A 13,788-nucleotide genomic window follows, 5' to 3' on the forward strand; every position below is an offset into this window, starting at 1 on the left:
CCTCATAGCCGTGCCCTACTATTAGGAACGGCTTTCGTTGCGCCAGGGAGAGTCGCATCCAAACGCAGGGCCTCTTGTTCCGTTTCCCATCTGCATAGGCGATCGCGTATTTCCGGACGTTGCTGTTCGAGCCACGCATCGGGACGTGGCTCTGCATTGACAAACTGCAACCAAGCCTTCGAACGCGGATTGGCCCCTGCCTGCAACAACAGGTCGAGCAGCTCCACGTTGCCCGCCAGATAGGCGAAATAGATAGGTGACCGCCTTATCTCGCCACAGTCGTAATCCGCGTCCGGATCTGCGCCAGCTTCGAGCAGCACGCGACAAACCTCGAGCCACCTTCGCCCATTTTCTTCCCATGGACTGTCCTGCATAACAGCAAGAATAAGTGGCGTTTTTCCATCTTTTCGCTCCCGAGCGTTCACATCAGCGCCATCTGCAATCAACTGCTCAAGCTCCCTCAGCTGGAACCCTCCTTCGCGGTCGAATAGCTGAAAGATGGGTGGCATCCGGCGATGCCTTCTCCATTTACCCATGCGTTTCTCAATGACATAGCGGGGGATCAGGATTGGAGACAGCAGCGTCAATACAAGGAACTCCACGCGAACCTTCCAGATCGGCTCTTGAAATAGATTTGGTGGGTTACGCAAATCCTTTAACCATCCCCGCACACCCTTTTTTATACTTGCCACGAAATTCATGTCAGCCCCCATGGAATACATTTGTATCCCTTCAGATCCATGCAAGCAGAAAGGGACATCCTGTCCAGAGGGCTTTACTGACTAAAGCGGAAAAACGCTGGGGTTGCACGACAGTTTGCCAAACTGTCACCCTCCCCTTGCGCGTTTCCGCTACAGCGGAAAATCAGTGGGTCAGGAGGACGCATGGCCAACACCGACTTACTCGCTGCAATTCAACAGCGCAACCCCGCCCAGGTGGCCCTGGCGATCGGGCGCGGGGCCCAACCCAACGCGCAAGGCCTCAGTCAGGCGCTCCCAGGTTCCGTCGGGGGCGCAGGCGGTGGCGAACAGCCAGTGATGCGTCCAGTCGCCCCCCAAGCGATCGGACGCGACAAACAGCACCTGGTGATCCCGTTGGCATGCCAGCGACAACAACGCACGTCCAACGGCTCGAAGGTGGGCGAACCGCAGCAGGTCGCGTTGTTCCGCGTCAGCCATCGCCAACTCATCGATAAATCCCTCCGGCAGGCGAAACCCCACCCGGTAGCCCGCTGCACTTTCGTAATGAGCGGCGCCCTCCCACAATTGCTGAATCCCATCGAAGTCCTGGCCCAACGCGAAGCGCCGCATGGCTTGCTCGGTCACCTGTCCGCGCAACTTCAACACAGACAGGCACGAACCGCCCCAGCGAAGCCTGTCCAAAGGTGTCCCCAACAGCGCACTGAAAGAAATGCCGTGGGCGATGATGTCCTGGCGACAGAGGCACGAGAGATCAATCACCAGAGGCCTTCCTTCTTGCACGCCTCAGGGTATTGGCTGGAATGGCTGCAAGGACGTTCCAGAATGTTCTTCGAAAACTCATAAGCGCCAAGCGCGTAGTCGGCCTCCCAATCCACCAACTCCTTGTTGTCGCCTTTCAGGCAAACCGCCCATTGGTAGCGCTTAACCTCATCCTCTCCCCTCTGGAAGAGCTTGTAAGCCTCTATCTTCTCAGTGCCCGGCACGTTCATCCGGTAGAGCACCTTAAAATTGTCGGCTGCCGCCACACGCGCCTCGTTCAGCCTGCAAGTCAGCCCATCTTTTTCCCACGTTCCATCGGAGCATTCTTTGGGAACGCCCTCGTCGGCCACGGCAATGATCTCGGCAGCCATGGGCATCGCCTCCTCGATCGCCTGCGCCCTCTTGGTTACCGCATCCTTCTTTTCCAGCTTCTCCGTCAAAACGGCGATGGTGAAGAGGACGCAAAAAAGCGCCGACATCCCCAGGGTGAACTTACCAACCTCGCTCAGGATGTCCCACGCCCGGTCCCAACCCTTCATGCACCCTCCTTTCTGGAATACGTTTGTATTCCTTCTCCCCCATGCAAACAGAGAGCGGCGCGGTGTCCAGGGCTTCGGGACGGCTAAACTCAGAATGTGCGGCCTCTGGCCGACAGATTCAGAAGCCCGCATCCTCCACCGACCTTGAAGGCACCCATGCCCGTCTCTGATCCCCTCGCGTTCGACCTGCTGCGGGCGTTCGCGCAGTTGGAGTTTCGCCTCAAGAGCGACCCAGGCTTTCTTCGGGCCGGTCCCTACCGAATGGCCCAGGTGAACTGGCCTGCGGTGGATGAGGCGGTGTCACGGCTGGACGATCCACTCTTCTTCGATCGGGTGTCGGACAGCACGCGCGAGCAAATCCTCACACCTCCACGTGATCGCCCGATGGTCCAGGAGGTGGCGGTGATCAACGGCCTCAACCACGCTGTCTTCCAGCGCCTGCCCCTTCATCAATCCAATGCCCGCGCTTTGATCGAAGCGGCACGCCGCGTGCGCAACAACCTCTTCCACGGGGGCAAGGAGGAGCCGCATTTGGGCGATGATGACGAGTGGGCCGCCGCCGCACTGGACGTGGCCGAGTGCCCGCTTCACCTGCTGAACTATGGCACGCTTAGATCGGGGGTAGGCCCGTGGGGGAGATGGGACGCCCATGCTTTACCTGAAGACCGAATAGCTTGTCGCCGGCAGACACCGGCCGACCGGTAAGCTGCTGTGCGCGCGGCAGCAGATCCAAGAGCACGCATCATAGGATGATAAAGTCCGCCCCAGCTGGACAGCTGATCTGACATTGGAGTTGCAATGGACCTAGAAGTGATCGAAGCAGTGCTGCTGAAATGGGCTCGCCAAGAACCTATCATCGCGAAGATCCACTTGTTCGGGAGCCGGCTAAGAGGCGATCATCGCCCCGACAGCGACATTGACATCGCGGTGGAGCTTGATCTTTCAGCGGCACCAGGAGTCGACTTTAGCGATGGGTTCGCGACCTTCAGCCGATACTCCGAGCACTGGGAGGCCGAACTAGCGCAACGACTGCCCATCCCGGTTGACTTGGAGTTCTACCATGGCCCCGAGGAAACCCCGATCCTCCATGCGGGGCTCGAACGGTCGGGAAAGCTCATCTACGAAAAGTTTCGTTAGAACATCGCGCTCCGGAGCACCTAACGCCGCCGCCCCAGCCCCGACTTCCGCCCTGAGCCACGAGCGCTTCGATTCCACCATTTCACTATTTCGATGGAACCAAGCGCTCACCCGGGCTACTCAAAGAGACAACACCGGTTAAATGTCGTGCTGTTTGACAAAGCGAGATACCTTCTGCGCCTCAAGGTCTTTGTTCCAGGCCTTTGCAAAATCGTCTGGAACATCTAGGTTTGCCTCGTCGAACTTTACGGTAGCCGGCAATTCACGCCAGAACAGTTCAATAGACGCAGCAAAGTCATCGACGTGAACATCCGACACCTCCATGTCGGTGTCGTCGAACAAGTTCCATCCGTGAGAACTTGCTCGCAAGAACTCCGGGTAGCGCAGCTGGAGATCGTCCAATGACTTCCCCTCCCCGTGCTTGAACACATTGACGACCAACCGCATGGCATCAATGCGTGGGTAACAGGCGAGAGCAGAAAGGTCCAAGCCGATGGCTTCAAGCAACCTCTCCAGCTTCGCGCTATCCAGCTTCCAAAGAGCGCGCCGCGTGTTGTCGCCGATCACCAACTTGGGCCACCTAAACTCACGAACGAGGAAGCGTCGAAATGTCTTGTCCCAATGGTGATACATGCCAGCCACCACACTGAGGCGGGTTCGATCATGCATCTCACTTAGAAGCTGGTAGAACTCGACGCCGTGATCGCGCGCAGCGTCCGCTAGATCGCCAGGGTCGTGCCAGTCAGGGTCGAAGGACTGACCGCTGCGCTCCCAGTGCTCGGATTCCGCTTGATCGGCCTCCGCCTCAATGTTGGCGAACTGAGACAGAAGGCGGGTCTTGGCCTGCTCAACGTAGAACCGATGCTCCGAGACGCGGAGCTCCCGTTCGGAATCCACCAGCTGATAGGCGCTCCACTCGCGGCCGCTCATGCCGGCTGAACCGCAGGCGGGGCATCCAGCCATTCGATCAAGGATCGAATGCCATCTGCGTCCGAGCAGCAATCTTCCAGTGGCTCGCTCTCCAATCGGACTTGGAGAGATAGCCAGGCGTGTTCCGACTTCTCCGAAATCCCAAGGTGAGGCTCAATGGCACCAGCGCCCCACAACCAAAGGCCTTGAGCACGCAGTTTCTGTATTAAAGCAGCGATGTGGGGCTTTGCTTGGTCATCGGCCGCAAGCAACTCGAATGCCTTCGAAGCCGGCCCTTGAATCCCCTTGCAAGGCAACGCTCCGTCTAAAGTCACGACGCCCGCGCCTGCCATCCTCGCGAGAACGTTCTTGCACGCAGCAACATCGGGATCATCCGCCTGCAGGAAACCATGCTTTGTTGCTTGGCGGAAAGCGAAATCCAAGTCCACGATGGCACACGCAGGCAACCCTAGGGCAGACAAAACTTCCATTGACTTACGAGTATCCGAGACCCCACTCATCGCAACAATTGCCAACGATGACTGCCCCATGGTTTTGCCCGCCACCAACTGGAAGATGGATGGCAACAGCCGGAGTTCGGTCTTCCCTTCTGTGAGCACGACTTTGTCGGCAAACAATATCTGAGACGAATTTGTCAGGCTGAATAGCTGCTGGAGTTGATGCGTGGGATTGTCCACCAATTGTTCTACGACGGATTGCATGCGCGGACGGGCTTTGGTTCCCTCCGGATGCTTTTTCGTCATTAGCAGAGCGTTCTTCGCGTCCTTGGCCAAGATCATCTGAGCAGAGTGGGTTGAGAACACGACCTGATATCCAGCCTCTGACAACGCACGCAAGGCTTCACGCACCTGCTCCACTGCAAAGGGGTGCATGAAGAGTTCCGGCTCGTCCACCAGCAGTAGCGTTACTCCGCCCGCAGCCGCTGCTCCACGCTTGAGATCCGCCAGATGCCGGACCATGGCCATCTGGATGGCGCGCTGCGCGCCATGGCCGTATGACCCGAAGGCACGTCCACGCCCCTCCCCTTCGTAAACTTTGACAGTTCCCGCCTTAATGAGGTCATTGAAGACCGGCACTGGGAAATCCAGCTTGATGTGGATACCAGGAAAAAGATCCGAAATCTTACGATTGATTGAATCGTCGATGCGACCCAACTCTTTAAAACGATCCCCACCTTCTGCAGAGATCATTCCTAGGATGGCTGCCAAGTGCGGGGTCAAGGCCTCCTCGTGCTGCTCTTGGATAGCGGCAAGCATCGAGGCCAGCAGCTTGCCGATCGTGGTCGTCGTCTTGGCCTTACTGGCGTCCTCCTCAGCATTCTCCATTGCTCCGATGCGAATAGGATCTGGAAAGAGTGCTGAGATGGCGTTATCGATGCCCGTAGGGTTCGGCTCCCAGTCGCCTGTGTCGGGATTCATCACGGTCAGTTCGGTGTCGCCCCCAGGCACCTGCTGTTCGCGACGAACCATCAGCGCCCCGTCCCGAACGTGTCCTTCAATCTTCTTTCGGTGCTTTTGCTCCAGGACCGCCAGATCAGCCTCGGTGATCCCACGCAGTGTTCCCATCACTTGCACCGGCAGGGTCGGCTCGTGGAAATCTTCCACACCAAGCTTTGCCTTACGCACGAGCCATTGGAGCGCGGTAAGACAATTGCTCTTCCCGCAATTATTCAACCCAACCAGCGGTGTAAAGCTGGTCAGCTGCAAGCTTGTGGAAACACATGATCTAAAATTCAGAACATCCAAACTTGAGATGTAGACAGCCATTCCATTGCCCCCTGTTATCCTGATTACTTACCGATCGCTGCAGCTGATCGGTAAGGCTGCTGTTGTTTTCATCCCTCAACTGCGCGATGAGGCAGACGGCCCGCCCGTCGCTGCGCTCGGCCCACAACTGTCCGACCAGGCGCCCTCCCATTTTCCGGCCAGCCGTAGATCAGTCCCCGCCGTTGTAGTCCACCACCAGCAGGAGCCCTTCAGCAAGACGAGCGACGAAGCCTGGTTAGCCCCGAAGGTCTACCGTTGCCCAGCATATCAATCATTTATCACAACAATACTTTCGGCGATACTACCCTTTCCAGCCTTCAGATTCAGATCCATGGACCAGGGACAGTAGTGCTCCGGAGGTGATGAGCCTCCTTGCGGCAGTCACACGGTAGATGAGCCGTCATGCGAACCAGGCAATCGCTACGCACGACCTCCAAACCACCAGAGGACACGGCTTGTTGGCCCAAGCATTGTTCATAAGCAGCATATGAGCCCCCTCTCAGCCCCTGAGACAGTGGCCTCGCCTTGCCCCCCCCCCCTGTCTCGACACCTCTTGGAGCACCTGCCTCTCGCCCGGCTTGGGGTCGAGTGAGGTTAGAGTAGTAAAAACTGCGCAGGGGATGACAACGCGCAGGCTCTCAAACGGAAATTAAGGGGAACCGCATGGCTCATGACACAGACTCGCAGAAGATCAGCTTGCCCGAATGGCTGTCCATCAATCCTTGGGCGATCGTCTTGGTCGTCACTGCATTGATTGCAGGTATTCTCATGGGAGCACAACACAGCAAGGTTCCAGAGCTTGCCAACGTCATTGTCGGCCCGGCCGTAGGTTCGTTCCTTGCAGTTGGAGCTGGTGCATGGCTCGCGAATTGGCAGGAGCGCCGAAAGCGCACCGAAGCCAAAGTCTTCATCGCGCCTATCTTGGGTGAGATCACCCAAGCCATTGAAGGCGCCATCAACGGTTACGCAAATTACGAACGGCTTCTTCAGGAGCATAGACTCACCAAGCCAGCTCCAAAGGATGGACGGGTCGCCGCCGCCTCTTGCTTAGCAAAGCTTGAGGAAGAGGGCCACAAGATCAATCGCCGGCTGCACCAGCTCCAGACGGCCTTCAACTCCGTGGGCTATCAAGGCAGTGTTCTGTATGCAGACGCGCTGGAGATCCTCAAACGAATCCAGTCACGACTGGACAAGCACTCAGAGGAAATGGGGGAAACGGACGCTGACATTTCCGAGCGCACCGTCGGCGACCTCATTGATCTGTGGCGCTGGTCCGATTCCCTCAAAGCAACGGCCGTGTCTGGAAAATACACACCATCGATTCGGCCATTGCCCGATGGGGTCCGAAACGATCACCGCTGGAGTGCTAGCACGCCGTCCTGACAAATTTCTACTTGCAATCCAGATCGAGAGCGACCGTCGCGTTGCCCAAGTTGCTGGGCAACGTGGCCTTGCAGACCCCTTCCACCTCCACCGTCTGGCCGGGGCGCGGCTGCTTCAGGTAGAGCACCCCGTCATAGCCCACCTGGGTGGTCTCGGTCGCCGTCTTGGCCACCGTGCCCGCTTCGATGGCCGAGCCAGTGAGGCGGAAGGTGCGCGCGGCCTCGGTCAGGACCGGGAAGGTAAGGTGCATGCCGGCTTGGCGGCCAGCGGTGGCGGCTTGCTCGATCTCGGCCAATTGGGTGCCCAGTGGCAGCGCCCGATCGTCTACGCGGACCTCCGTGGGCACCATCGGGGTCACCTCGCCCACCACCAGGCGGCCTTGGGCGTTGGTCTTCCCCACCAATCTGCCGCCCACCCTCACCGGCACCCCGGCTTGGCCGGGCACGTCCACCACGGCGAAGGATTCGGCCGGACCTAGGAACGTCACGCCCTGGCGGTCCAGGTGGACGGCACCGGCCATCGAACCGGAAGCCCAGGTGCCGCTGGGCCCGTGCTCGGCGTTGATCTGGGCCCACCCTGCCCGGGTGGTCCAGTTGGCGTTGGCCCGGGCGGTCTGGCCAGCCGCTCCCTCGTCCACCGAAGCAGACAAGCCGACAGGGGTTCCCAACACCGTGGGACGGGCGCGTCCTTGGACGGCCCAAGCGGTGGCATCGGGGGCTTGCCGGGCCCTAACGCTCACGCCCTTGCCCCGGCCGAAATCGTAGCTGTAGCCCACCTCCACCCGGGTTTCCTTGCGCTCCAGATCGCGCAACGCGGAGACGGCCACGGTGTGCCCGTAGCCACGCCAAGTCAGCCCGGCGTCGGCGTAAGCGGTGCGAAAGCGTGGCGTGCGCACGTCCGAATAGCTGGCCCGAAGGGACCACTGGGGCGTGGGCCGCCAGAAGACCGAGCCTCGGGTGCGCTGCTCCACCTCCACCGCATTGGAGGCGCGCAGGCGCCAGTAGTCCTGTTGGCGCTCGTGCTCCAGGCGCACGCCAAACCCCGGGCCGCGGTAGTCGTAAGCCATGGCCTGCCGTTGGCCGCCTTGGGTTGACGTGCCCACTTCCAGATCCAGCGTGCCGTAGGTGCCAAGCACCGTGGTGGCCCCCAACGCCACGTTGGCCTTACCGTTCGATGAGGTTTGGGCGGTGCCGCGCAGGCTCCACCGGTCATTGAGGCCCCAAGCCACCGCCCCGGTCGCGCCCAACGCTCCATAATCGCTCTCCCCTTGGCGCACACGGCCGGCGGCGACTTCCCAGGTGGTGAGCCCTTTGCGGAGCAACGTGGGGGCGACGTAGAAACGCTGATCGCTCACCACGGTTTCGCGGCCGTAAGGGTCTCGCACCACCACTCGGGTTTGCTGCGCACCGGTGCCCAAGGCGCTGCCATCGGCCGTGAACGGCCCCTTCCCCACCTGGCCCTGCAGCACACGGGCGCGGTTGGCCAGGACTTCCACCGTGGCCGGATCGAGCGCCACGCCACCGAGCATCGGGACGGGATAGGTGGGCGTCAACGGGTCCAACGCCCGCGGGTCCTTGGCCACGCGCATCCCAGCCAGGTTGACCGGAGAGGACGACGGACCAGCGAACACATCGCCGGCCTGGTAAGTCACCAAGCGGTTGGGATCGTCTTTCTGCCAGCGCGTCACGCCGCGAACGTAGCCGGTGCCCGACGCGTCGGTGTTGACCTGCCCGCTGGTGCTGACAACGCCCCAACGGCCCGCCTTGCGGACTTCGTGCCCCAAGGAGAGCGCCTGCTGTTGCTCGGACACCATGCCCGCCACGCTGTAGTTCACCAGCACCCCGGGAGCGGGCGGCGCGATGGGGCCGCGCTCGGCGCGGACACGGGCCACGCGCTGGGCTTTGAGCCGGTCTGCCGGCAAGTCCAGAGCGACCGTGGCGCTGGCCTCGTCCACGGCAAAGCCCACGCCCAGCGCCTGGGCGCTCATCGGATCCGTTTGACCCGGTGGAAGCTGGAGTCCGACCTCGCGCCACGTGGCCGGCTCGGCGAACCACTGACCGCCTTGCTGCCAGAACGTGAGCGGATCCGCCTTGGCCTTGCCGCCGATCACCGGCACCAGGAACGCGGGTGCCACGCCTTCGGGCACCGCTGCGCTGGCCGACGATGCAGCCAGCAACAACAACGCCAAGGCGTGGCCACGCATGGATCACCGCCCCACAGGGACGGTGACGGGCTGGCCGTTGACGGTGATTGAAAGGTTTTCAGCGCGCTGCCCGGGCTGGGCCTCGTAGGTCATTGAGGCCCCCGGCAGGGTCCAACCCAACGCACCCTCGCGCCACGGCTTGCCACCAGCCGGGCCGATGGACGACACGCGGGCGGCGGTCTGGCCGTGGTTGGTCAGCCGGTAGCCCTTGGGCACCGCCTGGACGGTCACCTGGGGGACAGGCGCGTTGGCGACCTCAAAGGCCACGGGCAAGTCCTGGTTGACCAGCAACTGGACGCCTTGGACGTTGGGAGCCCTGAGCTGCATTAGCAGGACGCGGTAGTAGCGCCGCTCGCCCAGCGCGCCCACCCTCATCAACCGGGCGGTGCGCTTGGATTGGGGCGGGACGTCCACGAAGGTGGGCGCCCCCACGATATCCGTGGTGGGTGAAAACACGTTCTGCCCTGTGGCCTGATCCCACCCCACGGCTTTCACCTGGTAACGCACCGACGCGTCGCCGCTGTTGTGCAGGGTCACGGCGACGTGCTTGGCCGAGGTATCGGCCATCAGGGTGGTGGGGCCGACGGAGATGGAACCGGCGGACGCCGAAAAGGACAGCAAGGACGCGGCGGCCACGGCCAAAAAACGTTGGGAATGGGTCATGGGGTCTCCTTTAGGGGCGTCTCCATTCAAACTAGATCGGAATACCATTCCGTCAACCCATACCTACTCATCTTTTCGGCAACAAAAAGCCCCCGGGGCAAGCCGGGGGCGTCGGGACAACCGATGGGGATCAGTTGTAAGTGGCGGTGACGGTGACCGTGTCGGTGTAGTTGCCGCCCACGGCCTGCTTGAGGGCCAGGAAGCGCACCGCGTAGTTGTAGCTCTGGACGGTGCCGTCGCCAACGCCGGTGAACGCGTCGGTGTCATCCCCCCATACTTGGCTTCCCTGCGGGTCCTTGAAGAAACCGTAGGGGATGTAAGCCCCGGCGCCGTTGGTCACAGCCCGATAGGTCCCATACCCGGACAGCAGGCCGAAGTTCTGCCCCTGGCCCGGCGAAATGGAGTAAGTCGTGCCCGCGTTGCACACGATGCTCAGCCCGGAGGTGCGGGCGGCAGCTTCGGAGATGCCCGACCAGTCCATGCCTTCGATGGAGGTCACGGACAGCTGGCAGGTGTTGGTCAAGGTGCCCTGAATCGTCAGGTCCGCGGTGGTGTCGGCGGCGAACGCGGGCACTGCAAGCGAAGCCAGGGCGATGGGCAGAAGGGCGCGAAGGAAGGTCTTGCGTGTCATGGGTATCGTCTCCTTGAGAGGGATTGAGTGGGGATGAGTAGCCCCAGAATGGGCCATCCCCTTACCGATACCTCGAATCTGAAAACGCGCAAGGGTGGGCATTGAGCCAGCGGTCAGAGCCTGGCTCGTTTGCCACCGGCCGCTGACTGTCTCCATAACCCATCCAGCTCACGCGCACGGTGCTGAGCCATTGCCTCCTGAATCATCCGCTGAAGGACGAACGCAAACGCGTCAGTCACAAAAACGCCCACGCCGATCCCGCAATCATCCGGCAAGCTGGAAATCTGTTTTATCGATGGCTGGTGAATGACCTCGTCGAGCTCAGGGGGCAACGGGTCCACGAACGTGTCAATGAACGCCCTCACCTCGGTTTCGGCTGCTTTGCAAAGGTCGGCGTCAGTGAGCAGCGCCCGCAAGTCGGCAAGCGTGGGAAGCCACACCGTATTGAAGAGCGGGCCACCCACCGAGGGACTGACGAAATGGATGCCGTGAAGCACGGATGCCCTCTCACTCTTTCCGAGCTCTCCGTCTCCCCAATAACCGTTCATCGGAGGAGTCACGTCACCCATCATTAGCCAGTTCTGCGCGCCGCCCCTGCTCTTCTCGCCAGCACTTGAGCAGGTGTTTGTAACCGGGCTTGGCTTGGGGGACGTGGAAGGATCGTCCGTAAGTGTTGACCTTCCCGCCGTTGTGGAGCTCGACGGCATGAACCGCGGTCCAAGTGGTCGCCCAGCCCAGGCTGTCGTCCTCTTCAAAGCTGACGGGCTCCAAGGAGACCGCTGCATAATTTTCAATCAAGCCGGGATTCAATCCCAACGCGATCATCTTGGTTTCGTTGGTTGTGACGGTTGCGCTCATGTGACACCTCTTGGCTTGGTCGGCGGCATTGCCTACCCCTTAATTCAAGGTAGATCGCCCTGGAAATTTGTCCACGGCCTTAGTGGACAAAATCTTGACTAAAAGCAAAAAATGCGGCGCTAAGGCCGCAGTTTTTCCTAACATCACTTATCGCGCCGAAGGCGTTGGTGCTTTCCATCCATGCGGATGCTTTTTCAGATGCCGGCGCGCAGCGGCCGCCGGCGGCTTCCGCCGCAGGTCTTTGCTTTAAAGGGGGTGGTCACACCCACCCTCGTGAAGCCATCGACACGTGCGAGGTGCCCGCGATCACAAGGTGATCCAGCACTCGAATGTCGAAAAGGGCAAGGGCCTGCTTGAGGCGGTCGGTGATGGCGCGGTCGGCAGCGCTGGGCTCGGGGTTTCCGCTGGGGTGGTTGTGAAAGAAGATGACCGCGGCGGCGTTGTGGTCCAACGCCTTCTTGGCGACGATGCGGGGATGGACTTCGCACCCATCGATGGTGCCTTGAAAGAGGTGCTCGGTGGCAAGGATGCGGTGGCGGGCGTCCAGGAACACCGTGCCAAACACTTCGTGATCCAGGTGCGCGCAGCGGGCAGTGAGGTAGTTGCTGGCACTGGAGGGGTCGGTGATGGCCTCGTGGCGCTGCAGGCGACGCTCCAAGATGTGCGAGGCGGCCAAGAGGATGCCCTCATCGTCCATGGCCAGCTGGTATTGGGCCCGAATGTCGTTGGCTCGCTTCACTTGCTTTCTCCACCGGCGCGGGATTAGCGACGGGCGGGCGTGGTGTCTGCGGCGGAGGCGGTCAGTGGGAGCAGGCCGACAAGGGCCAGAGAAAGAACCAAGACGCGCATGAGGCCTCCTTTCATGAATGGGTTGCACTACCCATAACAAAAGGTTTGGTTTGCGCAACGGGATCTAGAAAAGAAAAAGGCGGCTTTCGCCGCCTTTCCCTTGGGCTTAGAAGCGCGCTCGCAAGCGAGGGGCTTCCTGGGTTTGGCTGTCCTGCCCGTGGGCCTTCATGGCCGCACCAACCTGGCGTTTGGCATCGGCCCCAAACCCGCCTTCCGGTGGCTTCCAAGCGTTGGCGGGCGGGAGCAGGCTGACCAGGAGCTTGGCCCTCTCTTGAGCCCGCAAGTCGTTGAAAAATGGCTTGCCGCTGTTGATCGGCGCTTCGCCCTTTTGGTTTTGGATGTGGGGATCTGCGCCCGCCTCAATCAGCGCACTCCAGACAGTGGCATCGCGGCCCGCATGAAGAGAGGTATTCCCGTTGTTGTCTTGGGCGTTCATATCCGCCCCTGCCTTGGCGAGCGCTTCAATCGTCTCTGGAAAAATCGCACGGTGGATCGGCGCCTGGCCGTCCATTCGCCGTGCAATGACGTCTGCGCCTGCACGGGTGAGCAAGGCCACCGCCTCGGGGTCCCTGGCTATATGCAGCGGTTGATTCCCCTGGTCATCGCTCGCCGCGGGATCAAGGCCTGCTTTCAGAAGTTCCTTAAGCGCGCCCGTGTTCGCCTCGAAGAGAGGGGTTCGCCCTCGGTTATCCCGGGCTAGGATGTCTGCCCCGGCCGCAATCAAGGCGCGGGCCTCCGTCTGCCCGGTTGCTCGGAAGAGAGGGGTTTGCCCTTCATTATTCCTCGCGCTGACATCCGCTCCCGCCTTCAGCAACGCTTTGAGACTGTCGTTGTGTGCGCCAAACAACGGGGTGTTCCCTTGGGTGTCGCGAGCGTTGATGTCAGCGCCAGCCTTCACGAGCTCCCTTAAAGCCCCTTCGCTCGCTCCGAAAAGGGGCGTTTTCCCTCGGTTATCGCGCGCATGAATGTCTGCCCCGGCCGCAATCAACGCCCTGGCATCCCCTTGCCCTCTCGCGTTAAAAAGCGGTGTTTCCCCTTGGTTATTCTGCGCATTGATGTCTGCCCCGGCCTTGATCAGTTCAATCACGGCTCCCTCGCTTGTCACAGAATGAAGCGGCGTATTTCCAAGGCCATCCCTCGCTTCGATGTCAGCCCCAGCATCCAACAGCCTCCGAACTTCGCGCGGGTGATGCGCATCATGAAGTGGCGTTTGATCCAGCCAATCTTCATCCCTTGCGTTCACATCAGCGGGGATTTTGGTAAGCCCGATTTGCTTCAGAAGAACGTCTTTGAGATTCGAAATATTCAACCCACACCTCCACAATAGTATTTTGACCTCCCACCATTAGCAGAAAATCAGAACCTCGCA

The 13,788-nt window shown here is 60.6% G+C and carries 15 protein-coding genes; 3 read left to right on the plus strand and 12 right to left on the minus strand.

Annotated features, from left to right (window positions below):
• Positions 1 to 2: 2 nt before the first annotated feature.
• The 3 genes from ACX9OW_RS07830 to ACX9OW_RS07840 form a co-directional block, all read right to left on the minus strand.
• Entirely contained in the window at positions 3 to 701 is a 699-nt protein-coding gene (locus tag ACX9OW_RS07830) for an ankyrin repeat domain-containing protein (protein WP_157805965.1), read from the minus strand.
• A gap of 198 nt (positions 702 to 899) precedes the next feature.
• Positions 900 to 1,460: a hypothetical protein gene (locus ACX9OW_RS07835; RefSeq protein ID WP_061478945.1), complete on the minus strand. Its 561-nt coding sequence runs from the start codon at positions 1,458 to 1,460 to the stop codon at positions 900 to 902.
• Positions 1,457 to 1,999: a hypothetical protein gene (locus ACX9OW_RS07840; protein WP_061478946.1), complete on the minus strand. Its 543-nt coding sequence runs from the start codon at positions 1,997 to 1,999 to the stop codon at positions 1,457 to 1,459. Before ACX9OW_RS07840 ends, ACX9OW_RS07835 begins: the two co-directional genes overlap by 4 nt.
• Positions 2,000 to 2,155: 156 nt before the next feature.
• Here ACX9OW_RS07840 and ACX9OW_RS07845 point away from each other — a divergent pair, with 156 nt between their 5' ends.
• Positions 2,156 to 2,704 (plus strand): hypothetical protein, encoded by a 549-nt coding sequence (locus ACX9OW_RS07845; RefSeq protein WP_061478947.1) that lies wholly within the window; start codon positions 2,156 to 2,158, stop codon positions 2,702 to 2,704.
• Between the two features lie 93 nt (positions 2,705 to 2,797).
• Positions 2,798 to 3,136, plus strand: coding sequence for a nucleotidyltransferase domain-containing protein (locus tag ACX9OW_RS07850; RefSeq protein ID WP_046272133.1), 339 nt, complete (start codon positions 2,798 to 2,800; stop codon positions 3,134 to 3,136).
• Positions 3,137 to 3,274: 138 nt separating this feature from the next.
• On the opposite strand, the gene ACX9OW_RS07855 is transcribed toward ACX9OW_RS07850, so the two are convergent.
• Positions 3,275 to 4,066: a hypothetical protein gene (locus tag ACX9OW_RS07855; protein WP_046272134.1), complete on the minus strand. Its 792-nt coding sequence runs from the start codon at positions 4,064 to 4,066 to the stop codon at positions 3,275 to 3,277.
• Entirely contained in the window at positions 4,063 to 5,832 is a 1,770-nt protein-coding gene (locus tag ACX9OW_RS07860; protein WP_082783310.1) for an ATP-dependent nuclease, read from the minus strand. The genes ACX9OW_RS07855 and ACX9OW_RS07860 overlap by 4 nt, the downstream gene beginning before the upstream one ends.
• Before the next feature lie 663 nt (positions 5,833 to 6,495).
• Between ACX9OW_RS07860 and ACX9OW_RS07865 the strand changes: the two genes are divergently transcribed.
• Positions 6,496 to 7,215, plus strand: coding sequence for a hypothetical protein (locus ACX9OW_RS07865; RefSeq protein ID WP_049430732.1), 720 nt, complete (start codon positions 6,496 to 6,498; stop codon positions 7,213 to 7,215).
• 7 nt (positions 7,216 to 7,222) lie between these two features.
• Here the strand turns inward: ACX9OW_RS07865 and ACX9OW_RS07870 are convergent, their stop codons facing one another.
• The 7 genes from ACX9OW_RS07870 to ACX9OW_RS07900 all read right to left on the minus strand — a co-directional run bounded on the left by ACX9OW_RS07870 (position 7,223) and on the right by ACX9OW_RS07900 (position 13,728).
• On the minus strand, positions 7,223 to 9,418 hold the full coding sequence (locus ACX9OW_RS07870; RefSeq protein WP_061478949.1) for a fimbria/pilus outer membrane usher protein: 2,196 nt from the start codon (positions 9,416 to 9,418) through the stop codon (positions 7,223 to 7,225).
• A 3-nt stretch (positions 9,419 to 9,421) separates the two neighbouring features.
• On the minus strand, positions 9,422 to 10,081 hold the full coding sequence (locus ACX9OW_RS07875) for a fimbrial biogenesis chaperone (RefSeq protein WP_061478950.1): 660 nt from the start codon (positions 10,079 to 10,081) through the stop codon (positions 9,422 to 9,424).
• A 130-nt stretch (positions 10,082 to 10,211) separates the two neighbouring features.
• On the minus strand, positions 10,212 to 10,712 hold the full coding sequence (locus ACX9OW_RS07880) for a Csu type fimbrial protein (RefSeq protein WP_061478951.1): 501 nt from the start codon (positions 10,710 to 10,712) through the stop codon (positions 10,212 to 10,214).
• A 113-nt stretch (positions 10,713 to 10,825) separates the two neighbouring features.
• Positions 10,826 to 11,281: a hypothetical protein gene (locus ACX9OW_RS07885; RefSeq protein WP_125892007.1), complete on the minus strand. Its 456-nt coding sequence runs from the start codon at positions 11,279 to 11,281 to the stop codon at positions 10,826 to 10,828.
• Complete coding sequence (locus ACX9OW_RS07890) at positions 11,274 to 11,570, minus strand: hypothetical protein (RefSeq protein WP_049403041.1); 297 nt, start codon at positions 11,568 to 11,570, stop codon at positions 11,274 to 11,276. The genes ACX9OW_RS07885 and ACX9OW_RS07890 overlap by 8 nt, the downstream gene beginning before the upstream one ends.
• Positions 11,571 to 11,829: 259 nt before the next feature.
• A complete protein-coding gene (locus ACX9OW_RS07895) occupies positions 11,830 to 12,309 on the minus strand; it encodes a JAB domain-containing protein (RefSeq protein ID WP_061478952.1) in 480 nt (159 codons plus the stop codon).
• A gap of 216 nt (positions 12,310 to 12,525) precedes the next feature.
• Positions 12,526 to 13,728, minus strand: a complete 1,203-nt coding sequence (locus ACX9OW_RS07900; RefSeq protein ID WP_075677511.1) for an ankyrin repeat domain-containing protein — start codon at positions 13,726 to 13,728, stop codon at positions 12,526 to 12,528.
• Positions 13,729 to 13,788 lie beyond the last annotated feature (60 nt).

Source organism: Stenotrophomonas genospecies 5 (assembly GCF_054473825.1).

What these genes read in the sequence shown, in the direction of transcription:
- ACX9OW_RS07830 (WP_157805965.1), bottom strand. Translation starts at nt 701, where the DNA reads ATGAATTTCGTGGCAAGTATAAAAAAGGGTGTGCGGGGATGGTTAAAG.
- ACX9OW_RS07840 (WP_061478946.1), bottom strand. Translation starts at nt 1,999, where the DNA reads ATGAAGGGTTGGGACCGGGCGTGGGACATCCTGAGCGAGGTTGGTAAG.
- ACX9OW_RS07845 (WP_061478947.1), top strand. Translation starts at nt 2,156, where the DNA reads ATGCCCGTCTCTGATCCCCTCGCGTTCGACCTGCTGCGGGCGTTCGCG.
- ACX9OW_RS07850 (WP_046272133.1), top strand. Translation starts at nt 2,798, where the DNA reads ATGGACCTAGAAGTGATCGAAGCAGTGCTGCTGAAATGGGCTCGCCAA.
- ACX9OW_RS07855 (WP_046272134.1), bottom strand. Translation starts at nt 4,066, where the DNA reads ATGAGCGGCCGCGAGTGGAGCGCCTATCAGCTGGTGGATTCCGAACGG.
- ACX9OW_RS07860 (WP_082783310.1), bottom strand. Translation starts at nt 5,832, where the DNA reads ATGGCTGTCTACATCTCAAGTTTGGATGTTCTGAATTTTAGATCATGT.
- ACX9OW_RS07865 (WP_049430732.1), top strand. Translation starts at nt 6,496, where the DNA reads ATGGCTCATGACACAGACTCGCAGAAGATCAGCTTGCCCGAATGGCTG.
- ACX9OW_RS07870 (WP_061478949.1), bottom strand. Translation starts at nt 9,418, where the DNA reads ATGCGTGGCCACGCCTTGGCGTTGTTGTTGCTGGCTGCATCGTCGGCC.
- ACX9OW_RS07875 (WP_061478950.1), bottom strand. Translation starts at nt 10,081, where the DNA reads ATGACCCATTCCCAACGTTTTTTGGCCGTGGCCGCCGCGTCCTTGCTG.
- ACX9OW_RS07880 (WP_061478951.1), bottom strand. Translation starts at nt 10,712, where the DNA reads ATGACACGCAAGACCTTCCTTCGCGCCCTTCTGCCCATCGCCCTGGCT.
- ACX9OW_RS07885 (WP_125892007.1), bottom strand. Translation starts at nt 11,281, where the DNA reads ATGGGTGACGTGACTCCTCCGATGAACGGTTATTGGGGAGACGGAGAG.
- ACX9OW_RS07890 (WP_049403041.1), bottom strand. Translation starts at nt 11,570, where the DNA reads ATGAGCGCAACCGTCACAACCAACGAAACCAAGATGATCGCGTTGGGA.